General features: G+C 37.0%; 22 protein-coding genes. 21 read left to right on the top strand and 1 reads right to left on the bottom strand.

The genetic code is table 11. The features are described from left to right. Nucleotides 1–12 precede the first annotated feature (12 nt). The 17 genes from C7B89_RS18305 (at nt 13) to prfB (ending at nt 18839) form a co-directional block, all read left to right on the top strand. On the top strand, nt 13–735 hold the full coding sequence (locus C7B89_RS18305; protein WP_115674268.1) for a cytidylyltransferase domain-containing protein: 723 nt from the start codon (nt 13–15) through the stop codon (nt 733–735). Then, nucleotides 735–1703 (top strand): UDP-2,4-diacetamido-2,4,6-trideoxy-beta-L-altropyranose hydrolase, encoded by a 969-nt coding sequence (gene pseG, locus C7B89_RS18310; RefSeq protein ID WP_115674269.1) that lies wholly within the window; start codon nt 735–737, stop codon nt 1701–1703. Before C7B89_RS18305 ends, pseG begins: the two co-directional genes overlap by 1 nt. Further along, the gene (gene pseI, locus C7B89_RS18315; protein ID WP_112117395.1) at nt 1700–2746 is read left to right on the top strand and encodes a pseudaminic acid synthase; all 1047 of its coding nucleotides are present in this window, start codon (nt 1700–1702) and stop codon (nt 2744–2746) included. Before pseG ends, pseI begins: the two co-directional genes overlap by 4 nt. Next, the gene (locus C7B89_RS18320) at nt 2743–4083 is read left to right on the top strand and encodes a DUF4910 domain-containing protein (RefSeq protein WP_233436300.1); all 1341 of its coding nucleotides are present in this window, start codon (nt 2743–2745) and stop codon (nt 4081–4083) included. Before pseI ends, C7B89_RS18320 begins: the two co-directional genes overlap by 4 nt. After that, on the top strand, nt 4083–4889 hold the full coding sequence (locus C7B89_RS18325; RefSeq protein WP_112117396.1) for a formyltransferase family protein: 807 nt from the start codon (nt 4083–4085) through the stop codon (nt 4887–4889). Before C7B89_RS18320 ends, C7B89_RS18325 begins: the two co-directional genes overlap by 1 nt. Nucleotides 4890–4891: 2 nt before the next feature. After that, complete coding sequence (gene pseC, locus C7B89_RS18330) at nt 4892–6034, top strand: UDP-4-amino-4,6-dideoxy-N-acetyl-beta-L-altrosamine transaminase (RefSeq protein WP_115674270.1); 1143 nt, start codon at nt 4892–4894, stop codon at nt 6032–6034. 59 nt (nt 6035–6093) lie between these two features. Next, a complete protein-coding gene (locus C7B89_RS18335) occupies nt 6094–7308 on the top strand; it encodes a glucose-6-phosphate isomerase (protein ID WP_115674271.1) in 1215 nt (404 codons plus the stop codon). Then, nucleotides 7301–8998, top strand: a complete 1698-nt coding sequence (locus tag C7B89_RS18340; protein WP_115674272.1) for a phospho-sugar mutase — start codon at nt 7301–7303, stop codon at nt 8996–8998. The genes C7B89_RS18335 and C7B89_RS18340 overlap by 8 nt, the downstream gene beginning before the upstream one ends. A gap of 155 nt (nt 8999–9153) precedes the next feature. Continuing rightward, nucleotides 9154–9537 (top strand): flagellar protein FlaG, encoded by a 384-nt coding sequence (locus C7B89_RS18345; protein ID WP_115674273.1) that lies wholly within the window; start codon nt 9154–9156, stop codon nt 9535–9537. A gap of 22 nt (nt 9538–9559) precedes the next feature. After that, nucleotides 9560–11887 carry a flagellar filament capping protein FliD gene (gene fliD, locus C7B89_RS18350; protein WP_112117400.1) on the top strand — a complete coding sequence of 776 codons (2328 nt, stop codon included), beginning with the start codon at nt 9560–9562 and terminating at the stop codon, nt 11885–11887. Nucleotides 11888–11906: 19 nt separating this feature from the next. Continuing rightward, on the top strand, nt 11907–12266 hold the full coding sequence (gene fliT, locus C7B89_RS18355; protein WP_112117401.1) for a flagellar protein FliT: 360 nt from the start codon (nt 11907–11909) through the stop codon (nt 12264–12266). A gap of 202 nt (nt 12267–12468) precedes the next feature. Then, nucleotides 12469–12879, top strand: a complete 411-nt coding sequence (fliS, locus tag C7B89_RS18360; RefSeq protein ID WP_004227541.1) for a flagellar export chaperone FliS — start codon at nt 12469–12471, stop codon at nt 12877–12879. A 181-nt stretch (nt 12880–13060) separates the two neighbouring features. After that, a complete protein-coding gene (locus C7B89_RS18365) occupies nt 13061–13444 on the top strand; it encodes a PilZ domain-containing protein (RefSeq protein ID WP_048392058.1) in 384 nt (127 codons plus the stop codon). A gap of 90 nt (nt 13445–13534) precedes the next feature. Further along, nucleotides 13535–14086: a ribosome hibernation-promoting factor, HPF/YfiA family gene (hpf, locus tag C7B89_RS18370; RefSeq protein WP_004227537.1), complete on the top strand. Its 552-nt coding sequence runs from the start codon at nt 13535–13537 to the stop codon at nt 14084–14086. Nucleotides 14087–14230: 144 nt separating this feature from the next. After that, the gene (secA, locus tag C7B89_RS18375; protein WP_115674274.1) at nt 14231–16741 is read left to right on the top strand and encodes a preprotein translocase subunit SecA; all 2511 of its coding nucleotides are present in this window, start codon (nt 14231–14233) and stop codon (nt 16739–16741) included. A 328-nt stretch (nt 16742–17069) separates the two neighbouring features. Further along, nucleotides 17070–17612, top strand: a complete 543-nt coding sequence (locus C7B89_RS18380; protein ID WP_048392056.1) for a competence protein ComK — start codon at nt 17070–17072, stop codon at nt 17610–17612. 122 nt (nt 17613–17734) lie between these two features. Next, a protein-coding gene (gene prfB, locus C7B89_RS18385; protein ID WP_237497242.1) for a peptide chain release factor 2 occupies nt 17735–18839 on the top strand; the annotation gives its coding sequence in 2 pieces (ribosomal slippage) (nt 17735–17809 and nt 17811–18839; 1104 coding nt in all). Nucleotides 18840–18882: 43 nt separating this feature from the next. Here prfB and C7B89_RS18390 read toward each other — a convergent pair. Continuing rightward, nucleotides 18883–19392, bottom strand: a complete 510-nt coding sequence (locus tag C7B89_RS18390) for a competence protein ComK (protein ID WP_048392055.1) — start codon at nt 19390–19392, stop codon at nt 18883–18885. 227 nt (nt 19393–19619) lie between these two features. Between C7B89_RS18390 and C7B89_RS18395 the strand changes: the two genes are divergently transcribed. From C7B89_RS18395 to C7B89_RS18410, 4 genes are all read left to right on the top strand, one after another. After that, nucleotides 19620–19868, top strand: coding sequence for an IDEAL domain-containing protein (locus C7B89_RS18395; RefSeq protein ID WP_054549770.1), 249 nt, complete (start codon nt 19620–19622; stop codon nt 19866–19868). Between the two features lie 410 nt (nt 19869–20278). Beyond that, nucleotides 20279–22258, top strand: coding sequence for an excinuclease ABC subunit UvrB (gene uvrB, locus C7B89_RS18400; RefSeq protein WP_115674275.1), 1980 nt, complete (start codon nt 20279–20281; stop codon nt 22256–22258). Nucleotides 22259–22265: 7 nt separating this feature from the next. Beyond that, complete coding sequence (uvrA, locus tag C7B89_RS18405; protein ID WP_112117403.1) at nt 22266–25133, top strand: excinuclease ABC subunit UvrA; 2868 nt, start codon at nt 22266–22268, stop codon at nt 25131–25133. A gap of 283 nt (nt 25134–25416) precedes the next feature. Further along, the gene (locus C7B89_RS18410; protein WP_066036284.1) at nt 25417–26604 is read left to right on the top strand and encodes a DUF4097 family beta strand repeat-containing protein; all 1188 of its coding nucleotides are present in this window, start codon (nt 25417–25419) and stop codon (nt 26602–26604) included. Nucleotides 26605–26829: the final 225 nt, after the last annotated feature.

Consider the following 26829-nt stretch of genomic DNA (forward strand, 5'->3'; position numbering starts at 1 on the left):
AGGTGTTTCAAGATGAATACAATTGTAATCATCCAAGCCAGAATGGGATCCTCCCGTCTACCTGGTAAAATTTTAAAACAGCTTGGGGATGTGGATGTACTTACATATGATATAGAACGATGTCGAGCAATTCAAGGGGTAAGTGAAGTAATTGTTGCAACAAGTAATTTACCACAGGATGATGCTATTGCAAGATGGTGTGAAATGCATCAGGTAGCTTATTTCCGTGGTTCTGAAGATAATGTACTGGATCGCTATGTGCAATGCGCTAAAATGTATAAGCCTGATTATGTTATGCGTGTTACATCAGATTGCCCCTTTGTTGATTATGAAATGGCAAGTGAGATTGTTTCACTAATGGAAAAAGAACAGAAAGACATTGTATTAATGAATGGAGAGCTTCCACGTGGTTTAGCGGTTGAACTTATTTCCTATGAGGCACTATTACGTATATATGAAACTGGGACTGAACCACGCCATCGGGAGCATGTCACTTATTATGCATATGAATTTCTTGAAGAATTTAGTGCTGTTACTTATGAGGTACCTACAAATCGAATAGCACCTGAGCTACGTATCACGTTAGATACTGCAGAAGACTATGAGTTGATTTCGGCAGTAGCGAAGCATTTTAATAACCCGTTAGTATCAAGTTCAGAGGTTATTAGCTATTTAAGAGAAACGCCTAATGTCGCTATATTAAATGCACATATTGAACAAAAGCCGGTGATTTAATGAAAAAAATAATTATCCGTACTGATGCATCAGTAGACATTGGAAGCGGTCATGTTATGCGCTGTTTAACAATTGCTCATAATTTAAAGCGAGAAGGTTGTAATCTTCAATTTTGGATGGAGCCACATGTCGGCAATTTAATAGATTATGTTGCGCAACAAGGCTATGAAACTATTTCTAAGGCTGACCAGGCTGATCTTTATATTATTGATCATTACGGGCTTGATATAGAGTGGGAACTAAATATTCGTCCATATACAAAAAAACTAATGGTGATTGATGATTTAGCAAGAGTACATGATTGTGATGTATTGCTTGATCAAAATGTTGTGCCAAACTTTGAGGACCGTTATGATGAGCTTGTACCAAAGCATTGTATTAAGTTATTGGGCCCTAAGTACTTAATTATGCGTGAAGAGTTTATTGAAGCCCGTCAGCAAATTCGAAAGCGCAATCAAGATATTCAACGACTTCTTGTATTTATGGGGGGAACTGATCCAACCCATGAAACGCTAAAAATATTAACTGCACTTGAAGAATTGACATTTGTCCATGTAGATGTTGTTGTAGGTAATGGAAATGTACATAAAGAAGAAATTGAGCAAATTTGCCGTGAACGTAATTACCATTATCATTGTCAAATTCCTTATATGGCACAGCTAATGCGACAAGCAGATTTTTCTATTGGGGCAGGTGGAAGTTCAATGTGGGAGCGTTGCTATGTTGGACTCCCATCCTCAAGTACTATAGTTGCTGACAATCAACTCATTACAACTAATTATACAGATCAACTTGGAGCAGTTATTAGTTTAGGATGGCATGAAGATGTCACAGTAGATACGTATAAACATTTGCTAAATAGATTAGGCGATTTAGATGTGGTGAGACTTGAAAAAATAGGTTTACAATTAACAGCCACACAACAACCAAATGCCTGGTTATCACAAATAATGGAGTTGTTAGCATGATAAAAATTGGACATAAAGAGATTGGCAAGCATGCAAAGCCTTTTATTATTGCAGAAATGTCTGGCAATCATAATCAATCATTAGAAAGAGCTTTGCATTTAGTAGATTTAGCAGCTGAAGCTGGTGTGGATGCGTTAAAGCTACAAACGTATACACCGGATACAATTACATTAGATGTACATACAGGTGAGTTTTTTATCCAAGATGATGCCAACCTTTGGAAAGGGAATTCCCTATATAATTTGTATAAAGAGGCCTATACTCCTTGGGAATGGCATGAAGCGATTTTTAATCGTGCGAAAGAACATGGTTTACTAGCTTTTAGTTCGCCTTTTGATGAAACAGCTGTTGATTTTTTAGAAACTTTGAATGTACCTGCGTATAAAATTGCATCTTTTGAAAATGTGGATATACCGTTAATTCAAAAAGTTGCTCGCACAGGTAAACCAATTATTATTTCGACAGGTATGGCAACAGCAGCAGAGCTTGATGAAGCAGTTCGAGCTGCAAAAGCTGAAGGAAATCAGCAAATTGTTTTATTAAAATGTACAAGTACATATCCAGCAACCCCAGCAAACTCTAATTTATCTACAATCCCTCATATGCGGGATTTGCTTGGAACTGAGATTGGTTTATCAGACCATACGATGGGTGTTGGTGTATCGGTTGCTGCCGTAACGCTTGGAGCAACTGTTATTGAAAAACATTTCACTACCTCGCGTGCTGATGGAGGAGTTGATTCTGCATTTTCAATGGAGCCACATGAGTTAAAAATGCTTGTAGAGGAAACTGAACGAGCGTGGCGAAGCTTAGGGCAAATTCATTATGGTCCAACAGAAGCCGAAAAGGACTCAACTAAATTTCGACGTTCATTATATATAGGGGAAGACTTAAAAGCAGGCGACGTTTTAACAGAAGAAAATCTTCGAAATGTTAGACCAGGTTTAGGGCTGCCAACAAAATACTATGATTTAGTACTTGGAAAGACTATTAAACAAGATGTGAAAAAGGGAACACCTTTAAGTTGGGAGTTATTACTGTGAATGAATTAAAAGAAATGGACGAATTGTTTGATCGACTTTTTCCAATTATGCGTAGTATTACGGGAGAAGGTGTTCGAGAAACAATTCATATCCTTCAAGAATATATACCACTTGAAATGGAAGGAATACCAACAGGTACAGAAGTTTTCGACTGGGAAATTCCAAAAGAGTGGGTTATACATGAAGCTTGGATTAAGGATGAGCATGGTGAGACAATCATAGATATAAAGGATTTAAATTTACATGTTGTAAATTATAGTGAACCTATAGATATGTGGCTTTCTCTTGAGGAATTAAAGAAACATGTTCATACTATTCCCCATCTACCAGAAGCTGTGCCGTATGTAATTTCCTATTATAAGGAACGTTGGGGTTTTTGTATGAGCCAAAATCAATTAGATGCTCTTTCAGATGGAAAGTACCATGTGTATATTGATAGTGAAAAAATTGATGGTGAGTTAAACTTTGCTCAAGCTGTTTTACCTGGAAAATCAAAAAAAGAAGTATTAATTAGTACATATATCTGTCATCCTTCCATGGCTAATAATGAACTAAGTGGACCAATTGTTGCAACCTTTTTATATAATCGCCTTAAACAGTGGGAAAATAGAGAGTTAACTTATCGATTCGTTTTTTTACCAGAAACAATTGGATCTATAGCATATTTATCAAAATACGGACAACATTTAAAGGAAAATATATATTCTGGAGCAGTGTTAACATGTTTGGGTGGTAAAGAGCATCAGCTTAGTTACAAAAAATCGCGTAATACTAATTCGCCACTTAATAATTTGTTAACCTACTTAAATGAAAGAGGACAACAAAGTTATTCAATACGTCCATTTACACCATTGTTTGGTTCAGATGAACGTCAATATTGTTCGCCTGGTTTTAATTTACCTGTAGGGCAGTTCTCTAAAATGATATATGGAACGTACCAAGGCTATCATAATTCTTTAGATACAAAAGAGCATATGACAATAGAAGCTTTATTAACTAGTGTCAATGAAATTGAAAAAATTTTACAGCTGCAAGAATTAGATGGCTATTATATTAATAAAAAACCATTTGGTGAACCAAAACTAGGAAAATATGATCTTTATCCTGATATAAATGCCCCTGGAACATGGGGGAACTCTAGCAGTAAAAAAATAGATAATCGACAACAATTAAATCAAGTGCTAACACTTTTAAATTATTCTGATGGGAAACATAGATTATCTGATGTAGCTAAAACTTTAAACTATTCACTAGAAGATTATAAAATTTCAATTGATGTATTAAAAGAACACCAATTACTTGAAGGTCCATTTTATGACGAGAAGGAGTTATTTTAGTGAGAGTATTATTACTAACAGGATCACATCCGAGACATTTATATGTAGTGAATAAACTAGCTGAATTAGGTATAGTAGCTGCTCATGTAATGGAAGTTCGAGAAGCGTTTGTCCCTCAACCACCAGCTAATCTAGAAGAAATCGATCGCTTGAATTTTATTCGACATTTTGCAGATAGAGATGAAGCCGAACAGCGCCATTTTGTAGGACATGAAAAAGTACAACTTGAAATGCCGACTCTAAACGTGTCTTTAGCACAATTAAATAGTGAGGCAACAATTAAATGGGTTGGTTCTCAATCATTTGATATAGCTATAAGTTACGGGGTACATAAATTATCTGACGAGTTGTTAAATGTTTTACCAAAGCATTCATGGAATATTCATGGTGGGCTTTCACCTTGGTATAAAGGAAATACTACACTATTTTGGCCATTCTTTATGTTACGTCCAAATTGGGCAGGTATGACAATTCATCGATTATCAGCTCGATTAGATGCAGGAGATATTGTCCATCACTCAGTTCCGAATCTAGATTATGGTGATAAGCTTCATGATGTTGCTTGTAAAGCGGTCGTTCAAGTTGCTTCGGATTTAACTACAATTCTGACTACAACATCTATTGACCAAATAGTATATCATCCACAAAAAGGAAATGGAAAGCTATGGGTAGGTAACGATTGGATGCCTCAACATCTACGTTTTGTTTATAATCAATATAACAATGATATTGTAGACCAGTTTTTAGATGGTAAAATACCAAGAATCGACCCTCCTATAATTTCTGCTTTGAGAAATGAGGAATAGCTATGAAAAAATTGCCTGAATTTCTTTCCTATGGTCGTCAATTGATTGATGAGGACGACATACAGATTGTTATAGAAACATTACGCTCTCCCTTTTTAACACAAGGCCCAAAGATTCAACAGTTTGAACAGGCAATTGCCAATTATGTTGGCGCTCAATATGCTGTTGCATTTTGTAACGGAACAGCGGCACTTCACGCAGCGTGTTATGCAGCAGATATAAGCGAAGGGGATGAGGTAATTACTTCACCCATTACATTTGCAGCTAGTGCTAACTGTGTTCGTTATATGGGAGGAACAGTTGTCTTTGCAGATATTGATGCAAATACTTACAACATTAATCCTGAAGAGATAAGAAAAAAGATTACACAAAATACAAAGGCAATTATTCCAGTTGATTTTACAGGTCAACCAGCTGATATGGATATCATTATGGATATCGCACGTGAACACAATTTAGTTGTGATTGAAGATGGTGCTCATTCTCTTGGTGCTGAATATAAAGGAAAAAAAGTTGGTACACAGGCAGATATGACGATGTTTAGCTTCCATCCTGTAAAGCCAATTACAACAGCTGAAGGTGGCATTATTGTAACGAATAATGAGGAATATTATCGTAAATTACAATTGTTCCGTAGCCATGGTATTGAGCAAACTGACTTTTCTGCTGAACAAGGTGGGTGGTATTATGAAATGACTGACCTTGGCTATAATTATCGAATGACTGATTTACAAGCTGCGCTTGGGTTATCACAAATGAAAAAAATTAATACATTTATCCAACAACGCCGTGAAATTGCTGCATTTTATACAGAGGCATTTCAAGGTATAGAAGGAATTATCGTTCCACAGCAGTTAAAGGGAACTAATTCTGGTTGGCATTTGTATATGCTTCAGCTTGAGGGAATATCTCGTAAGTTTGTATTTGAACAAATGAGATCTTTCAATATAGGAGTTCATGTACATTATATTCCTGTCTATTGGCACCCCTATTATAAGGAACTTGGGTATGAACGTGGAATATGTCCGATTGCAGAAAAGTGGTATGAAAAAACTTTAACATTACCAATTCATCCAAATATGACAGTAGAAGATTTATCAATAATCGTGTCGAATATTAAAGAATTAGTAAAACAACCGAAATAAGTAATATAACAAACAGCTTACCATAAAAAGGGTAGGCTGTTTTCGCAGGAGTTGACGACATGATTAATTTTCAGCCACTAACTGATCTTCCTAAAATGAAAATTTCAGAAAATCCAAGCATGCAACATTATAATCCTGTTACTATGCAAGAGCTTTTTGCGATTCAAAATGTTGCAAATCAGATAAATTCAAGAGCACAAATTTTCTTAGTTATTGGTGTCGGTGGTTCTTTTCTTGGTGCACGTGCGGTGATTGATGCACTAACTCCTTATTTCCATACTAATAATGGTGTAGAAATTTTATATGCTGGAAATAACATGAGTGGTGCCTATTTAAAGCAATTATTGTCTTATTTAGATACAAAGGACGTTTATGTCAATGTTATCTCAAAGTCCGGTTCAACGATGGAGCCTGCTCTTGCATTTCGAGTTGTGCAAAAATATATGGAGCGTCGTTATGGTAACGCAACTAGTAAAAGAATAATTGTGACTACTGATGCTGAAAAAGGAATATTAAAGCAAATTGCCATTAAAGAAGGGTATCGCCAATTTACTGTTCCGTCTGAAGTGGGGGGACGTTATTCTGTATTTACGCCAGTAGGTTTATTACCAATTGCAGTAGCAGGTATTGATATAGAAGCTTTTGTTCGTGGTGGAAGACAAGCAGAAATAGATCTTTCTAGTGAGTCAAACAGCGCTGTCGATTATGCGTATAATCGTTATGAATTATATAAACAGGGTTATTCCGTTGAATTACTTGCTTCGTTTGAGCCAAAACTCAATAAATTACATGAATGGTGGAAGCAGTTATTTGGAGAAAGTGAAGGGAAAGAGCATAAAGGGCTATATCCTTCAACCGTTAACTACTCGACAGATTTACACGCTATTGGACAGTTTATTCAAGACGGTAGTCGTATAATGTTTGAAACACTTATTCACTTTGATAATATCGAAGAAGATATAGAAATCCCTTTTTCTGCTGAAAATATAGATGGTCTGAATTATTTAGCTGGTCGATCAATGAATGAGGTAAATGCAACATCAAAAGATGGGGTTGCACTTGCACATGAAGAAGGTGGCGTACCTGTCATTCGGATAGAATTACCAAAATTAGATGCGTATCATGTTGGATATTTGATGATGTTCTTTATGAAAGCATGTGTTATTAGTGCTAATTTACTGGGGGTAAATCCATTTGATCAACCTGGTGTAGAAGCCTATAAAAAGAAAATGTTAGAGTTGTTAAAGGAAGATGTGGTGAAGGTTCGTGCATAGAGAATTGTATGATTTATGGCGTCAAAAAGCGAATAGTAACTATCAAGACGAACTGCTAGAAATTGCTAATAATAAGCAAGCGATAGAAGATCATTTCTATCAGTTAGTTCCTTTCGGTACGGGTGGAATGCGTGGGAAGTTAGGTGCCGGCACGAATCGTATTAATGTACATACCATTCGTTTAATAGCAGAAGGATTAGCTCGTCAAATTGAATGTCAGGGAGAATCGGCGAAAAAGAGTGGTGTCGTTATTGCCTATGATACACGGCATTTTTCTCAGGAGTTTGCTTATGAAACAGCAGGAGTTTTGGCTGCACATGGTATACAAAGCTATGTATTTAGTGAAAGTAGACCAACCCCTGAATTAAGTTTTGCTATTAGATATTTATCGGCTTATGCAGGAGTAGTTATTACAGCAAGTCATAATCCTAAAGAGTATAATGGTTTTAAAGTATATGGACAAGATGGAGCACAGTTAACCCCTCAATTTGCTGATGAAATTTCTGAACATATGAAAAGTGTAGAAGATATTTTTAAAATTCATTCCCTAGCAAAAGACGAATTATTTACATCGGGTTATTGCATTGAAATGTTAGCAAAATTGGATGATGCGTATAATGCAGCTCTAAAAAAACTTGTTCAAGGTAATGGTAAAAAGGATATAAACATTGTCTACACACCCTTACATGGAGCAGGTCTTGTGCCGACAAAGCGTGCTTTAAAAGAGGCAGGTTTTACAAATGTAAATATTGTTAACGAACAAACTATCCAAGATGGTGACTTTCCGACAGTGTTGTATCCAAATCCTGAGGATGCTTTTGCTTTTGAAATGGGTATTGCTTTAGGAAAGAAGGTTGGTGCTGAATTAATACTAACTACAGATCCAGATGCTGATCGTCTTGGTGTAGCATTATATAATGGAGAACATTATCAGCTTCTATCAGGGAATCAGCTTGGAGCCCTGTTACTAAACTATATACTTTCTACAAAGCAACGGGCAGGAACTTTACCCTTGAATGGAGCAATGTTAAAAACTATTGTAACCTCTGAGTTAGGAACAGCAATTGCCGATAGTTTTAACATACAAACTATAAATACACTTACAGGTTTTAAGTATATTGCTGAGAAAATCGAAGAATTTGAAACAACTGGTGAGTATTCATTTTTATTTGGCTATGAAGAAAGCTATGGATATCTAGCAGGTAGCTTTGTAAGGGATAAAGATGCAGTACAAATTGCGCTTTTAACTGCAGAAATGGCTTTTTATTATAAAGAGCAAAATCTATCACTTTTAGATGTGCTGAACGCCCTCTACCAGCAACATGGATACTATCAAGAAAAATTGTTGTCATTTACATATGAGGGGATGGAGGGGCAGAAACGAATAATCAATATTATGGAGCACCTTAGAAACAAAAAACCTGTTGAAATAGCTGAAATCAAGGTTGTAGCTAAAGAAGATTATAAAATTGGTTTTACATATCTTGCAAATGGTGAAAAACATGCATTAACTTTACCGAAAACAGATGTTCTCAAATTTAGATTAAAAGATGATTCATGGATTTGTATTCGACCTTCTGGAACAGAACCTAAATGTAAAATTTATATAGGTGTTAAAAAGGAAAGTAAAAAAGAGGCAGATAAAACTCTAGCTAAGATTGAAGATTATATACATGAACTAATTAAATAATTGATTTGAACCTCCAAAGTCTATTTTATAAAGATTAGGAGGTTTTATTATTCTTAAAAAGACTGAAACTGATTGTTTGTCAAAAAACGTGAAACAATTCAAAATACTTCCGATAATAATGGTAAGCAATTGAAAAGTTTGGGAGGTTGAGTTACATGCGTATTGTATCGCAAGGACAGTCAATTGATACGATTACTGCACCAACTAATACAAGAGCTATGAATGCTCAGGAAAATATAACACCTATTGTTTCAGACGCAAACTCTAAACCGGTGATAGAAAAAGCAACAGCAGTAGAGGAAGATCAAGAAATTTCAAAGGATAAACTACAACAGGCAGTTGATGTTGTAAATGAATTTTTGGAAATTAATAACAGTTCCTCTAAATTTATTTATCATGAGGGATTAGAACGTTATTATGTAACAATCGTAAATCGTGATACCGAAGAAGTACTAAAAGAAATTCCGCCAAAAAAATTATTAGATGCATTTTATGAGATGAAAAAAATGGTAGGAATGATTGTAGACGAAAAAATATAAAGGAAAAATAGGAGGATGAAACATGGTTTCAAGAATTGGTGGATTAGCCTCAGGGATGGATATTGACAGTATAGTTGAGAAATTGATGCAAGCAGAAAGAATGCCGTTGAATAAAGCATTTCAAAGAAAACAAACATTAGAATGGCAACGTGACGCATATCGAAATGTGAATGTAGCTACACAGAAACTCAATAAATTTTTAGAGGAAAAGATGTGGTTACAGAGTCAAATGATGAAAAAAACTGCTACATCTTCTAATGAAAACCTAGCAACTGTTAAAGCTACAAATACAGCGACAGGTTCTCTCAATATTGAAAGTGTTTCCCAATTAGCCACTGCAACTCAGCTGATTGGTGAGCAAAAAGGATATACAGGTACAACAAAATTATCAGCTTTGGTGGGGGAATCTGTTAAGTCAATAGAGCTAAAATCAATCGATAAGAACGGTAATTTAGCAGAAAAGGCAACTACAATTACTTTTGACCCATCGAAAGATACAATTAATGATTTAGTGAAAAAAATCAATCAGAGCAATGCTGGGGTTACAGCATTATTTGAAAATGGACAACTTTCATTAACTGCAAATAATACAGGTAGTGTAAAAAGTGGTAGCGGGGAGATTGTCTTTGGACAAGGAAAAGAACTATTTGATGCATTAGGGATGGATAAAGCAACTCTTATATCTGGTAAAAATGCGATTCTAAAAGTTAATGGTATTTCGATGGAGCGTTCATCAAATACAATTACGATTTCTGGCTATGAGGTCTCACTTAAGTCAACATTCAATGCTAAAGCAGGAGCAGCTGATCGTGTAGCAGCAACACTTATAGAATTGAATAATGCGAAAGATGCACAGCCAATTTTAGAAGCTGATAGAGATAAAAAGCTTGGAGAATACAATACTTATTATAATGATACGTATAAAATAGAGCACGAGCGTATTTTTGGGAAAAATAATTTAACAGTAGATCAACAAGGGAAATTTGATAAGTTTTCAGATGTAGGTAAGGTTGCTCTCCTAAATTCTACTGATTTGAATGATTTACAATCTTTGAGCATCGATTATACAGATGCAGACAGTATTAAAACATCGATTAACAATTCAAGCTTAACAGATGAACAAAAGGCAAAACTATTAAGACTATCTGCAGATGATTTAAAATCTTTACAAAGTACAGATGGAGGGGCATTACTCGACCGAGCACATCAAATAGATTTTGAAAACTCCTATAAATCTTTAGATAAGACTTTTTTGAGTAACCTGTCTGCAGACGATATAGCATTTTTATCTGAAATCAAAGGTAAGGATAATAGTGAAATAGATCAAATTTTAGCAGGAAAAGATGATGCTATTAAGAAAAAATTCGAAAAGATGGATAGAGTTGATTTAGCCCGTTTAGCGGATTTAAGTGGATCCTTAGAAGATTTTAAACAATTTAGTGTAGTTGAGAAAACTAATAATGAGAATCTAGCAGCATATAAAACAGCAGAAAATGATGTTCAGTCTGGTCTGAAACGTATTGCGGAGGCTCAAAAATCTTATGATAATGCAAAGGCTGCAGAGAGTAGCACAGCAGGTGATACTTCTCCTACTGTAGCTCCAGTTAATTTAACCTCTACTACTGATACTAAAAGCATAAAAGATAGTATTCAAGAGTTTGTAAAAACTTATAATGAAATGCTGGATACGCTGAATGGTCTATTAAAAGAGAAGAAATATCGTGATTATCCACCATTGACAAAAGAACAACGTGAAGATATGTCTGAAAGCGAGCAAAAGTTGTGGGATGAAAAAGCTAAAAGCGGTTTATTACGTAGCGATTCTTTAATTCGCGATGGTTTAGCGAAGATGCGCTCGCAATTCGTATCGTCTGTCAAAGGATTGGGTGATGATACAATTGATTCTTTAGCTGAAATTGGGATTACAACATCTAAGATACTATCAGATGGTGGAAAGCTAGTAATAGATGACAAGAAACTTGATGCAGCATTGGAAAAAGATCCTGATCAAGTTATTCAAATGTTTACTAATCAAGGCAGCGTTACTACCATAACTGATGAAAAAGGTAGAAAAGTAACTCAAGATTCACGGGGGATTACGAAACGTCTAAGAGATGAAATAGATGCTTTAACTAAAAGCATTGAGAAGAAGGCTGGTAAGGAAGGCAAAACAGATCAAACTTATAGTTTAGGTAAATTAATTATAGAGTCTGATGATCGTATTTCTAAATTACAAGCTAAACTAGTAGATATTGAAGCACGATATTGGAAACAATTCACAGCCATGGAACAAGCCATTAATAAAGCAAATCAGCAGTCAGGCATGTTCATGCAAGGTGGAGGCTTCTAATAAAGGTAGGTGAAATATTATGCAGCAAATAGAACAACTATTGCAGACTTCAGCTAATTTATTTAAGCATTTAGGTAATATTCCTAAAGGCGAAGAACGCGACGATTACATTATAGTAATCAACAACATGCTGGACAAGCGTGGTACGATTATGGAAAACTTAATGAAAGAAGGATTTCGTTTTGATAATCAAAATCGTATTCATCGAACATTGCTAGAATTAGATAATGGTATAAAAGAACGATTGGCTGTTGTAATGAATACCGTCAAACAAGACATGGCGAACCTACAAAAAACGAAGAAAAGTGAACAGCAATATTATAATCCTTACTCGAATGTTCGCGTAATGGATGGCATGTATTATGACAAAAAAAATTAATAGTTTATCTTCATTCATCGTGCTGGAAGTTGCTAGCTGAATGAAGATAAAGCATTGGCAGATGTCATCCGATTTTAAAAGGAGTGAATTGTGATCATACAATTCAAAATCCAGACAAATTTACGCTGAGACGTAAATAGCTTTTCTTCGGAAAATGGTTTAAACTAGTAAATAAGTAACCTTTCAAAGGAGTTGTCCTTTATTGGCAGCAAATTTAACAGCACAAAACGCGTATAAACAAAATAGTGTGACTACAGCTTCACCTGGCGAATTGACATTAATGCTTTATAATGGATGCTTAAAATTCTTGCATAAGGCGAAACAAGCTATCCAAGATAAAAATATTCAAGAGAAAAATACAAACATTCAAAAAGCTCAGGCGATTATTAGTGAACTGATGTCTACACTCAATATGGATATTGAGATTTCGAAACAAATGCTACCTCTTTATGAATATATGAATCATCGTTTAGTAGAAGCCAACATTCAAAATGATGTAGCCATTATTGAGGAAGTGGAAGGATTGGTGACGGAATTTCGCGATACGTGGAAGGAAGTAATTCGCATTAATCGACAACAGCAATTTGGTCAGGGAAACAGCGGACAAATTTAGACACAATTAGAGACCATCGAAAGAGATGGTCTCTTTTTTGTTAAACCGTTATTATCATGAAATAGTCATAAATTAGGCTATTCAACGGTAAAATATGTTACTTATTCCCTGTGGCTGTTAGTTGGGCATCATGGCATAATCAAAGCAATAAACATGTTTAAAAGAGTACTGGGGTGGGAATATGATTTTTAAGCGTCAAGAAGGTTTCCGATTTAAATTTAAGGAGCCTATTCAAATAACTTTTGCTATTTATGAGAATGGAAAGGTCAATCATGGACAAACGGCTATGGCTGACTTGTTGGATATTAGCCCACGTGGATTGAAGATGTTTACGGAGGTGGATTTAGGTATAAACCCTCCTCCATTAGATATCCATTTTGTGCTTGATACACAAGAAGTTCGCGCTTATGGGGAAGTGATTTGGAGTCGTCCATTTGGGAGCGGCAAGCAATATGGCATCTATTTCAATAATCAAGGACCCGTGGAAGATTTGATTGTTGAAGAACTAAAGCTTCGACGAAAAAAGGAAGCAGCAGAAGCGAAAAAACAAAATAATAATTTATAAAAATTTTTGTAAAAAAAAGAATGATTTTAGAGGAATTTCACACACTTGTGTAGAAATAGATAGTATAGCAGTTATAAAGGAGGAGTTTACATGTTAAACTTTAACATTCGTGGTGAAAATATTGAGGTAACTCCAGCTATTCGAGAGTATGTTGAGAACAAAATCGATAAAGTTGAACGCTATTTTAACGAAGATGTTAATGCCAACGCTAATGTCAATTTAAAGGTTTACAATGACAAACAAACTAAAGTGGAAGTTACTATTCCAATGAAGAATCTAACTCTTCGTGCTGAAGAGCGTCATAATGATATGTATGCTGCTGTTGATCTAATTGTTGATAAATTAGAGCGTCAGATCCGCAAGCATAAAACAAAAGTAAACCGTAAATTCCGCGAGCGTGAAGGTGCAGGCCTTTATTTTGCTACTACTCAAGCAGCCGCTGATGCTGTGTCAGAGGAAGAAGAGTACTCAATTGTTCGTACAAAGCAATTTGATTTAAAACCTATGGATCAAGAAGAGGCAGTTCTACAAATGAATATGCTTGGACATGATTTCTATGTCTTTACAGATGCTGAATCGAACGGCACAAATATTGTATATAAACGTAAAGATGGAAAATATGGCTTAATTGAAACAACTTAAAACTTCATGATGACGAAGGCTCTCGCGATGGCGAGGGCCTTTTTTTGGTATGACAATCATATGTAGCCGGGGTGACAGTTTGCATGAAACTGTTACACAATGGTAAAATGAAAGTTGAATCTATATAGGAAGTGAAAAACATTCATGGCAAACCTATTAAATAAATTATTTGATTTCAATAAACGTGAGCTAAAAAAATTAGAAAAAATCGCTGACCAAGTTGAGAGATTCGCTTCTCAAATGGAACAGCTTTCAGATGATCAACTACAAGCGAAAACAGATGAATTTAAAAAGCGCTATGCTGAGGGTGAGCATTTAGAGTCGATTCGTGCCGAAGCGTTTGCTGTTTGTCGAGAAGCGGCAAAACGTGTATTAGAGATGTACCCATTCCGCGTTCAAATCATGGGGGCAGCCGCTCTTGATGAGGGGAATATTGCGGAGATGAAAACCGGGGAAGGTAAAACTTTAACAGCGACAATGGCTGTTTATTTAAATGCGATCACTGGTAAAGGTGTACATGTTGTAACAGTCAACGAATACCTAGCGAGTCGTGATGCTGCTGAAATGGGACAACTTTATAATTTCTTAGGCTTATCTGTTGGGCTTAATTTAAATAGCCTTTCAAAAGATGAAAAACGTACTGCTTATGAGGCAGATATTACGTATAGTACAAACAATGAGCTAGGATTTGACTACTTACGTGATAACATGGTGCTTTACAAAGAGGAACGTGTACAACGTCCATTGCACTATGCTGTCATTGATGAGGTGGACTCGATCTTAATTGATGAAGCTCGTACGCCATTAATTATTTCGGGTCAAGCTGGGAAATCAGCACAGCTTTATAAACAATCAAATGCGTTTGTACGTATGTTAAATGCAGAAACGGATTATACGTATGAAGAGTCCACAAAAGGTGTTACGTTAACAGATGCAGGTGTGGAAAAGGCAGAAAAAGCATTTGGCATCGATAATCTATTTGATTTGACACATGTTCGTTTAAATCATGCGATCAATCAATCATTAAAGGCGCATGTAAGTATGCATAACGATGTCGATTATGTTGTGCAGGATGGCGAAATTGTGATCGTTGATGGCTTTACTGGTCGTTTGATGAAGGGTCGTCGTTATTCTGATGGCTTACACCAAGCAATTGAAGCTAAAGAAGGCGTTGAGATTCAAAATGAATCGATGACTATGGCGACAATTACCTTCCAAAACTACTTCCGTATGTATCAAAAGCTTGCAGGGATGACAGGTACAGCGAAAACAGAGGAAGAGGAATTCCGTAATATTTACAATATGAATGTTGTCGCTATTCCGACGAATAAACCGATTGCTCGTGATGATCGTGCTGACTTGATTTTTGCAACGATGGAAGGGAAATATAAAGCAGTTGCTGCTGATATCGCAGAGCGTCATAGAGCTGGTCAACCTGTTCTTGTTGGTACAGTTGCTATTGAAACGTCTGAGATTATTTCTAAACTATTGGATAAACATAAAATTCCTCATAATGTATTAAATGCGAAAAATCATGAACGTGAAGCTGAAATCATTGCGAACGCTGGTACAAAGGGTGCAGTGACAATTGCAACAAACATGGCTGGACGTGGTACCGATATTAAACCTGGCGAAGGAGTACTCGAAATTGGCGGTTTAGCGGTAATCGGTACAGAGCGACATGAATCACGTCGTATTGATAATCAGCTTCGTGGACGTTCTGGTCGTCAAGGGAATCCAGGGGTTACACAATTCTACCTATCCTTAGAGGATGATTTAATGCGTCGTTTTGGCTCTGATAATATGAAGTCGATGATGATGCGCTTAGGTATGGATGATTCCCAGCCATTGCAATCTAAAGTTGTGTCGAGAGCTGTAGAATCAGCGCAGAAACGTGTCGAAGGTAATAACTTTGATGCGCGTAAACGCTTATTACAATATGACGATGTACTACGTCAGCAACGTGAGATTATTTATAAAGAGCGTTATGATGTACTAGAAACAGAAAATATGCGTGTGCTTGTTGAGTCTATGATTCAAGAAACAATCGATAATGTTGTTAGCCTGTATACTCAAGGTGAACAGAAGGATTGGAACCTAAAGGCTATTGAAGACTTTGTAGCGGCTAATCTTTTAGAGGAAGGTCAACTTAAAGTATCTGATTTCCAAGGCAAGTCTGCTGAAGATATTAATCAGCTAATCTCTGATGCTGTTCATGTTCGTTATGATGAAAAAGAGGCAGAACTGACACCAGAGCGTATGCGTGAGTTTGAAAAGGTTATTTTATTACGATCAATCGATACAAAATGGATTGATCATATTGATGCAATGGATCAACTACGTCAAGGTATCCATCTGCGTGCTTATGGTCAAAACGATCCACTTCGTGAATATCAACAAGAAGGCTTTGCGATGTTTGAGGATATGGTAGCCTCTATTCGCGAGGATGTTGCGAAATATGCGATGAAAGCAGAAATCCGCAATAATCTGGAGCGTGAAGAGGTGGCAAAGGGGCAGGCTGTTAATCCAAAAGAAGAAGGTGGCGCTGCGCCGAAAAAGCAACCAGTACGTAAAGCTGAAAACATTGGCCGTAATGATTTATGTCCATGTGGTAGCGGCAAGAAATTTAAAAACTGTCATGGCACAGCTCTATAATATCTAGGTGAAAAAATCATTTTAACTACGTGTTGAAATGATTTTTTCTTTTTAAAATTACTTAAAAATGAAGAAATTTTAGTATAAAAAGTCAGAATTTATAGACAATTGAAAAATATGGGTATACAATAGCTGTAATAATAGGTATATAGTACAAGTCATTTATCCTATTATTATCCTGAATTTTTGATGGTGATACTAAGTCTTAAGGAGGATCGGAATTTTCAAGCAATCTTACTCATTGAAAATAGCGGGAATGTACGCATATTTGTATATTCCTTTTTATTTTGACTGGAAGCAACATAAAATGTATAAAGGGGGACTATAGATGCATAAAAAAGATATTATGAATAGTGAAACAATGATGTATATGCCTGTGTATGATTCCTTTGGAAATTTATGTACGCAGGTGTATGAGAAAAATAATGAGTATATATCTACGTTACCACCAACGAAATTATTGGACTTTAATCTGCGTTATTTTGGTTCTAGTTTAAGAGGAGCGTTCGATGGTTCGAAAATGATCCTAGGCAAGCTTAATAAAAATCCTATCGTCGTGCACGAACGTTGTAATATTTTATGGTTTCCTAGTAGGTCTCCTTTACACCCTGACTGTATCTGGTTCGCTGTTCATCATATAGATGACTATGTCGCTGTGGATAAAAAGAGGACAAAGGTTACTTTTATGAATGGCAAGGAATTTATTGTGGATGTCAGTGTCAATGCGTTAGAGTCTCGGATTCAAAGAGCTTTTTTATTAAAATATAGACTAGAGAAACGAACAAAATATTTACTTGTTCAGTATGACCGTGTGAAAGTATTTCAACGTCTTGCCAAGAATATGTTTGAGGACGAGACGCAGGATAGTTGACTTAATTCCACAAAACATCTGCTAGATAGTATGTTTTCGTTTCTAAAAACGTTATAATAAAAAGATACGGAGCTTTATGAATAAAGTGTTAGCTTCATGACTAACGTTCGGAGGATTTAACGATGATTGAATTAGCAGATGTACGCAATGTGTTAGACACTACAGCCAAAAAATTGGCGGACTTTAGGGGGTCTCTTTGACTTAGAGAACAAAGAGGCACGTATTCAGGAGCTAGATGAAATGATGCTAGAGCCAGGCTTTTGGGATGATCAGCAAGGTGCTCAGGTGATTATCAATGAAGGAAATGGCTTAAAAGCGATTGTCAATGAATATAAAGATTTAGTGGAAACACATGAAAATTTAGATATGACACTGGAACTTTTGCGTGAAGAACCAGACGAAGAATTACAAGAAGAACTAGGCAAAGAACTAGCAGAATTCCAACAAAAGATGGCTGATTTTGAGCTTCAATTACTGCTAAGTGGCCCATACGATCAAAACAATGCCATTTTAGAGCTGCATCCTGGTGCTGGTGGTACGGAGTCACAGGACTGGGGTTCAATGCTATTACGTATGTATACACGATGGGCTGAGAAGCGTGGATTTAAAGTGGAAACAGTGGACTATCTACCAGGAGATGAAGCTGGGATTAAATCTGTAACATTGTCGATTAAAGGTCACAATGCTTTCGGTTATTTACAAGCGGAAAAGGGTGTGCATCGTCTAGTACGCATTTCTCCATTCGATTCGTCTGGCCGCCGTCATACGTCCTTCGTTTCCTGTGATGTTATGCCAGAGTTTGACGACAATATAGAAATCGATATTCGTACAGAGGATTTAAAAATTGATACGTATCGTGCAACAGGTGCAGGTGGTCAGCATATTAATACGACAGATTCTGCCGTTCGTATTACGCATATTCCTACTGGTACGATCGTACAATGTCAAGCTGAGCGCTCCCAGATTAAAAACCGTGAAAAAGCGATGACGATGTTAAAAGGGAAGCTATATCAACTAGAACTTGATAAACAGCAGGCACAATTAGATGAAATACGCGGTGAGCAAAAAGAAATAGGCTGGGGCTCCCAAATTCGTTCGTATGTCTTCCACCCATACTCGATGGTGAAGGATCATCGTACAAATGAAGAAACAGGTAATGTGGGTGCTGTGATGGATGGCGATTTAGATCCATTTATTAATGCCTATTTACGTTCAAAAATAAATTAATACCCAGATTCCCCAAGAGTGAGATGCTCTTGGGGAATTTTTGTTAAAAGGGTGGATGATAGGGTGCATCTTGGCTCAGCTGTTTTCGTTCATTCATGTAATATTTATACAGCATAGATGCGTTAAGAAATTGTTTACTAATGGAAGCATAACGAATAGGTAGTTCGATTTGTTTATCATTTTTTAACGTTACAATACACCCCAATTCGCTAGGTGTAATATTAATAATTGCATGAAGCCCTATCCATATATTGTGAATGGAGCTGGGTGAATAAGTTGGCAGAAAAATACAGGGATAACCATAATCAAAGGCCACGACGATTGGTAGCTTGTGTTGATTGCCGAAAAAACGTTTAGCCGATTGTTTTGCAGCTTCATAAGTTGATCCTAATGAGAGACAGGATTTTCGAAGGACATGCATCGGTTTGCGTGTAACAATCAGCTCATTATGCTTATCAATCACATGCGTGAAGACTTTGGAGTCATGCTGAATAGGTTGCAGCAAATAAGTATTGAATGAAATTAAGTAGCCGTTTACAAAGTTAGTTGTCATATAGGGAGTGCCTCCTTTTTTCTAGTGATAACGGTAGTGTAAAACAGAATATGACTTTCTTAAATTAAATGAAATAGTTGAAAATCGTTCAGAAAAGCACGAAATGTCTAGAGGATTTGCTCTAAATATCCATTGATTAATAGCTAATCCAAGATATTTTCGAATCGTAAGCATTGCTTTTTAAATTCAATTTTCATATAATTTAGAAAAGGATCGAGGTGAGATCGTTGGATAAATATTATTCGTATACAGATTTTCTGAAAGCCGTTGGTCAGTCGAAAAAAGTTGATGAGGCAGAGAAATTATTAAACGAGATTTATTTAGATTTATTTTTAAATCGTATCCAGCGTATGCATCGGCAAGAGCAGCTCATGGTTCTGATAGATAGAGCACTCGATGAAAAAGATGAAAACGCATTTTATCAATACGCATCCGAACTAACTTCCTTACACCAAACAGAAGATGAATCATATTGACGAACCCGCTCTCCATTCTATTGGAGAGTGGGATTTTTTTGATTTTGAAAATATTTGCGGGATTGGAGATTTCACTCCAAAAGCAGAGGACCCTCTCATAAAAAAGTGAAAGCTGCTCGGAAAGTATAGTCTTCCGATCATAACAGTGAGATAACCGCTCCAAAAGAAGTGACCTCGCTCCAAAAGCAATAACCATCACTCTGAAAAGGGGAAATCATCCATCGATGAAGCTTGAAAACCTAATAAAGCGGCTATTATAAGAGTAACAAGTTAAATTGACTGTATTGTTATGTAATAAAAATTTTAGAGATGAAAAAAAATTTACAAACATTCGTTCGTTAAATGTTCGAAATTTTAATATTGCTATGCTAAAATATATGTACAAATTGGAAGAAAGGACGGGGACATGAGTGCAAACATTTGATTTACAAGCGCCATATCAGCCTAACGGGGATCAGCCACAGGCCATTGCGGAATTAGTGGAGGGTGTGAAAGCAGGCAAACGTCATCAAACATTGCTTGGTGCTACTGGAACAGGTAAGACGTTTACCATTTCGAATGTCATCCAGCAAGTCAAAAAACCAACATTAATCATGGCACACAATAAAACGTTAGCTGGCCAGTTGTATAGTGAATTTAAAGAGTTCTTCCCAAATAACGCCGTTGAATATTTTGTCAGCTACTATGATTACTACCAACCAGAAGCTTATGTACCGCAGACAGATACCTATATAGAAAAAGACTCTAGCATTAACGATGAAATTGATAAGCTGCGTCACTCTGCTACTTCTGCATTGTTTGAGCGTGAGGATGTCATTATTATTGCATCTGTGTCCTGTATCTATGGTTTAGGTTCTCCCGAAGAATATCGAGAAATGGTTGTTTCCATTCGTACGGGTATGGAAATTGAACGTAATCAGCTACTGCGCAAGCTTGTAGACGTTCAGTATGAGCGAAATGATGTTAGTTTTACTCGCGGAACATTTCGGGTACGTGGAGATGTAGTGGAAATCTTCCCAGCCTCTCGTGATGAGCATTGTATTCGTGTGGAATTTTTTGGGGATGAAATCGATCGCATTCGTGAGGTAGATGCACTAACGGGAGAGATTTTATCGGATCGAGAGCATGTTGCTATTTTCCCTGCATCTCACTTCGTTACACGAGAAGAGAAAATGCGTAAAGCGATTGAAAATATTGAAAAAGAATTAGAGGAACGACTTGCATTATTACGTGCAGAAGATAAATTACTAGAGGCACAGCGTTTAGAACAGCGTACACGCTATGATTTAGAGATGATGCGTGAAATGGGCTTTTGCTCTGGGATTGAAAACTATTCACGTCATTTAACATTGCGTGAAGCAGGTGCTACTCCATATACTTTGCTAGATTATTTCCCAGAAGACTTTTTACTTGTGGTTGATGAAAGTCACGTAACACTTCCACAGGTTCGAGGAATGTACAATGGTGACCAAGCACGTAAAGGAGTGCTCGTAGAACATGGCTTCCGATTGCCATCTGCTCTAGATAACCGTCCATTACGTTTTGAAGAGTATGAAAACCGCGTACATCAAGCGATTTATGTATCAGCCACACCAGGTCCTTATGAACTGGAGCATACACCAGAAATGGTAGAGCAAATTATCCGTCCAACTGGATTATTAGATCCATTAATTGATGTACGTCCTATTGAAGGTCAAATTGATAATTTAATTGATGAAATACAAGATCGAATTGCGCGTGATGAGCGAGTTTTAGTGACAACGCTAACGAAGAAAATGTCTGAGGATTTAACGGCTTACCTGAAGGAAATGGGCTTAAAAGTAGAATACTTACATTCAGAAATTAAGACACTAGAACGTATTGAAATTATCCGTGAGCTACGCAAAGGAACGTATGATGTGCTAATAGGTATTAATCTATTGCGTGAAGGTCTTGATATCCCTGAGGTGTCCCTTGTGGCAATTTTAGATGCTGATAAAGAAGGATTTTTACGTTCAGAGCGTTCATTGATTCAAACCATTGGTCGTGCTGCTCGTAACGCGAATGGTCATGTCATTATGTATGCGGATCATATAACAGACTCGATGAAAAAGGCGATTGATGAAACGCAACGTCGTCGTGCGTTACAAATGGCTTATAACGAGGAGCATGGCATAACACCTCAAACGATCATTAAGAAAATCCCAGATGTGATTCGCGCAACACAAGTAGCAGAAGAAGAGGAATCGTATGTAACAAAGGCAACAAAAGGCAAAAAGCTGACAAAGGCGGAAAGAGAACAGCTCTTAGCTTCCCTAGAAGTCGAAATGAAGGAAGCAGCAAAAGCGCTTGATTTTGAACGTGCGGCTGAGTTACGAGATACAATATTTGAATTGAAGGTAGAAGGGTGAATGACTTGTGAAAAATACTGAAATTGTCGTGCAAGGCGCACGTGCTCATAATTTAAAAAATATCAATGTCACAATTCCACGTGACCAATTAGTCGTTTTAACAGGATTATCAGGCTCTGGAAAGTCTTCTCTAGCATTTGACACAATTTATGCGGAGGGCCAGCGTCGTTACGTTGAGTCCCTTTCCGCCTATGCCCGTCAATTTCTTGGACAAATGGATAAGCCAGATGTCGATGCGATAGAAGGTTTATCGCCTGCTATTTCCATTGACCAAAAAACAACAAGTCGTAACCCACGATCTACTGTCGGTACGGTAACGGAAATCTATGATTACCTACGTTTACTTTATGCACGTATTGGTAAACCGATTTGTCCAAATCATGGCATAGAAATCACTTCCCAAACGATTGAGCAAATGGTGGATCGTTTATTAACCTATCCTGAGAGAACTAAGATGCAGCTCCTTGCACCAATGGTTTCTGGACGTAAGGGTACCCATGTTAAACTGCTAGAAGATTTAAAAAAGCAGGGGTTTGTTCGTGTACGAATTGATGGGGAATTGCGTGATTTAGATGATGCTATCGAACTTGATAAAAATAAAAAGCATTCCATCGAAGTAGTAGTGGATCGTGTTGTTATGAAGGAAGGGATTGCTGCTCGTCTGAGTGATTCTTTAGAAACGGCTTTACGCCTGGCAGATGGACGTGTGCTTGTCGATGTGATGGAACATGAAGAGTTACTATTTAGTGAGCATCATGCCTGCCCATTATGTGGTTTTTCTATTGGTGAGTTAGAGCCTCGTATGTTTTCATTTAATAGTCCGTTTGGTGCTTGTCCAAGCTGTGATGGCTTAGGTTCAACACAAGAGGTAGATTTAGATTTAGTGGTGCCTGATTGGGATCGTTCTTTGTTAGAGCATGCCATCGCACCATGGGAACCAACAAGTTCGCAGTACTACCCACAATTACTAAAAGCTGTATGTGATCATTACGATATTCCAATGGACGTGCCTGTGAAGGATTTGCCAAAGGAAAAGATGGATAAAGTTTTATATGGCTCTGGAAAAGACAAGATACACTTCCATTATGAAAATGAGTTTGGCAATGTGCGAGATCAAATGATCGAATTCGAGGGTGTGGTGCGCAATGTTGAGCGTCGTTTTAAAGAGACGACATCCGATTATGTTCGTGAGCAGATGGAAAAATACATGGCACAGCAGGCTTGCCCTTCATGTAAAGGGTATCGTTTAAAGCCTGAGACGCTAGCAGTGAAAGTAGCTGATAAACATATCGGTGAGGTCACACAATATTCAATTCAGGAAGCAGACACTTTCTTTAAAGAGCTTGATCTCACTGAAAAGGATATGCAAATTGCTCGATTAGTTTTACGAGAAATCGAAGAACGATTGGGCTTCCTTGTGAATGTTGGTTTAGACTATTTAACATTGAGTCGTGCAGCAGGTACATTATCTGGTGGAGAGGCACAACGTATTCGCCTTGCTACGCAAATTGGTTCACGATTAACAGGAGTCCTCTATATTTTAGATGAGCCTTCGATTGGTTTGCACCAGCGTGATAATGATCGGCTGATAAGCACATTACAAAATATGCGTGACATTGGGAATACGCTGATTGTGGTAGAGCATGATGAAGATACGATGCTTGCAGCAGATTATCTCATCGATGTAGGACCTGGAGCAGGCGTCCATGGCGGTCAAATTGTGGCAGCAGGTACACCACAGGAAGTTATGAATAATGAAAAATCCTTAACTGGACAATATTTAAGTGGTAGAAAGTTTATTCCTTTACCAATTGAAAGACGCCAACCAAATGGTCGAAAGCTCTCCATTAAAGGTGCCAAGGAAAATAATTTACGCAATGTTAAAGTAGATGTTCCATTAGGCTTATTTGTAGCAGTGACTGGTGTGTCTGGTTCAGGGAAATCTACACTGATAAATGAAATTTTATATAAATCTTTGGCACAGAAGCTTAATCGTTCAAAGGTTAAGCCTGGCGAGCATAAAGAAGTGACAGGTATCGATGAGCTTGAAAAAGTAATCGATATTGATCAATCGCCAATTGGTCGTACACCTCGTTCAAACCCAGCAACTTATACAGGTGTTTTTGATGATATTCGCGATGTTTTCGCAGCAACAAATGAAGCAAAGGTACGAGGCTATAAAAAAGGACGCTTTAGCTTCAATGTTAAGGGCGGTCGCTGTGAAGCATGTCGTGGTGACGGCATTATTAAAATTGAAATGCATTTCCTTCCAGATGTTTATGTACCATGTGAAGTATGTCACGGCAAACGTTATAACCGTGAAACACTTGAAGTGAAGTATAAAGATAAGAGTATTGCAGATATTCTCGATATGACGATTGAGAATGCAGTAGTGTTCTTTGAAAATATTCCAAAGATCCAGCGTAAGCTACAAACGATTGTTGATGTTGGGCTGGGCTATATGAAATTAGGTCAACCAGCCACAACCTTATCGGGTGGAGAGGCACAGCGTGTAAAACTAGCCTCTGAATTACATCGACGCTCAACAGGGAAATCCTTCTATATTTTAGATGAACCAACAACAGGATTACATGCCGATGATATTGCTCGTTTACTTGTCGTTTTACAGCGTCTTGTTGAAAACGGTGATTCGGTATTAGTTATTGAGCATAACTTGGATGTGATTAAAACAGCTGATTATATCATTGACTTAGGTCCAGAAGGCGGAGACAAAGGTGGTACGATTGTTGCAACTGGTACACCTGAAGAGGTAGTAGAAGTAGCAGGCTCCTATACAGGCAAATACTTAAAACCAATTCTGGAACGTGATCGTATGAGAATGGATGCATTGCTAGCAGAAGCTACTAAGTCTTAAGGGTTTTACATTCGAACGGAAATGATTAATCTGGATTGAAAGGTGATTTTAAATTGGGGAAAGTCGCTCAATCCAGATTGAAAATGATTCGAAATGTGAAGAACCCACTAAAACAGAGGTCAGAAGTGATCCAACTAATCTAAAAAACGAGCAATAAAATCTTCAGAGGTAAAAGCCTGTCGATGTTGAAATGAAAAGACCCAATTTATTCAATTTTGCAGTGAAACTTTTCACATGATGAATCGTATAAATAGTATAACGAACTGAGGGAGGCTATTTATTTATGCAAAATGAACGTCAACGAATTTTAGAACTTGTAGAAAAAGGAACAATTTCGGCACAAGAGGCGATTACATTATTAGAAGCATTAGAGCAACCTGGCAAGTCTACTCAACATGTTATGAATGATGTGTCGAAAGAGACGCAATCCTTTTCAAATGAAAAAGAGCCATTATTTGAAGAAAAATCAAAAGATGGTGACAAGAAAAAAGATGATTTTATGAAATACTTCCAAGATGAAATGCAGGATTTTCGTAAGGATTTAACGCAAATCGGTTCTCTTTTTATGGATATGATGAATACGGCTGTTAAAAAGGTAAAGGAATTTGATGTAGCTTCTCCATTTGGAGATAAAATTGAATTTACCCATACAGAAGAAGTGGCTGCTGCCAATGTGGACAATATTATTGTTGAATTACCGAATGGTAACTTCTCATTGGAATCCAGTGAAGGAGAAACTATTCAGGTGATTTGCAAGGTAAAGGCACCTTTGATGAACGAAAGTGAAGAAGAAACTCGTAATCACTTCTTAGAGCAATTTGTTGTGAAAGAGGAAGCGCAATCACTTCGTATTTTGAGCCAATTAAAGCTTGTTCAAGTCAATGTGAAGGTGCTAGTACCAAAGGATAAACTTGAAAAATTATCTGTTCGTCTAATGAATGGTAGTGTTTCATTACAGGATACAGAATTTGAAGAATTAAAAGTGAAAACGTTAAACGGTGCCATTAAAGGTACGAAATTTAATTTTGGAAAAGCTGAAGTGGATTCTTCTAATGGTTCCATTGAATTAACGAATGTTCGAGGTAAGGATTTAGAGGCTGAAACATTGAATGGGCGTGTTTATTTGGATGGTGCATTGGATGAAGTTGAAGCTAAGTCTGTCAATGGACATGTAGTCGTAACAACATGCTCGACAAATTCTTCTAAAATTAAAGCTCAAACAGTTGCTGGAGCAGTGGAATTATATGTCCCACGAACAATTTCATTGAGCGGTAAAGTCGTAACGAATTTCGGTAAAGTGGATGTGGGGATCCAGGATGTTTCTAAAATGGAGTCACAAGATCAATTCTTATCCAAAGTAGTCCGTTTCGACAAAGAAGTTGAAAATGCGAATCGCCTATTTATAGAAGGTGAATCGAAAACTGGTGCTGTTTTAGTGCGCTACACAACAACAGATGAACAACAAATTTAACAGTAAAAAGCATTCAAGGTAAAGCTTGAATGCTTTTTCTTTTCAAACAGGATTCGACCTAGCACATAGAGGCGAATCTTGTTTTTATTTTTGTCATATTTTTAAGGATAATGGCAAGGAAAGAATGAAATAGAAGGAACTGCCACGGATTGAAATGAAACTGTAATAAAAAAACAGAAATAGAGTGCTATAATAGTAAAAGAAATACCTCTTACATAGATGAGA

Origin of the sequence: Lysinibacillus capsici (assembly GCF_003367505.1) — a bacterium.
In the GTDB taxonomy this organism is placed as follows: domain Bacteria; phylum Bacillota; class Bacilli; order Bacillales_A; family Planococcaceae; genus Lysinibacillus; species Lysinibacillus capsici.

Bases quoted from the DNA above. Each gene is read 5' to 3' on its own strand.
- C7B89_RS18305 (WP_115674268.1), top strand. From the start codon at position 13: ATGAATACAATTGTAATCATCCAAGCCAGAATGGGATCCTCCCGTCTA.
- pseG (WP_115674269.1), top strand. From the start codon at position 735: ATGAAAAAAATAATTATCCGTACTGATGCATCAGTAGACATTGGAAGC.
- pseI (WP_112117395.1), top strand. From the start codon at position 1,700: ATGATAAAAATTGGACATAAAGAGATTGGCAAGCATGCAAAGCCTTTT.
- pseC (WP_115674270.1), top strand. From the start codon at position 4,892: ATGAAAAAATTGCCTGAATTTCTTTCCTATGGTCGTCAATTGATTGAT.
- C7B89_RS18335 (WP_115674271.1), top strand. From the start codon at position 6,094: ATGATTAATTTTCAGCCACTAACTGATCTTCCTAAAATGAAAATTTCA.
- C7B89_RS18345 (WP_115674273.1), top strand. From the start codon at position 9,154: ATGCGTATTGTATCGCAAGGACAGTCAATTGATACGATTACTGCACCA.
- fliD (WP_112117400.1), top strand. From the start codon at position 9,560: ATGGTTTCAAGAATTGGTGGATTAGCCTCAGGGATGGATATTGACAGT.
- fliT (WP_112117401.1), top strand. From the start codon at position 11,907: ATGCAGCAAATAGAACAACTATTGCAGACTTCAGCTAATTTATTTAAG.
- C7B89_RS18365 (WP_048392058.1), top strand. From the start codon at position 13,061: ATGATTTTTAAGCGTCAAGAAGGTTTCCGATTTAAATTTAAGGAGCCT.
- hpf (WP_004227537.1), top strand. From the start codon at position 13,535: ATGTTAAACTTTAACATTCGTGGTGAAAATATTGAGGTAACTCCAGCT.
- secA (WP_115674274.1), top strand. From the start codon at position 14,231: ATGGCAAACCTATTAAATAAATTATTTGATTTCAATAAACGTGAGCTA.
- C7B89_RS18380 (WP_048392056.1), top strand. From the start codon at position 17,070: ATGCATAAAAAAGATATTATGAATAGTGAAACAATGATGTATATGCCT.
- C7B89_RS18390 (WP_048392055.1), bottom strand. From the start codon at position 19,392: ATGACAACTAACTTTGTAAACGGCTACTTAATTTCATTCAATACTTAT.
- C7B89_RS18410 (WP_066036284.1), top strand. From the start codon at position 25,417: ATGCAAAATGAACGTCAACGAATTTTAGAACTTGTAGAAAAAGGAACA.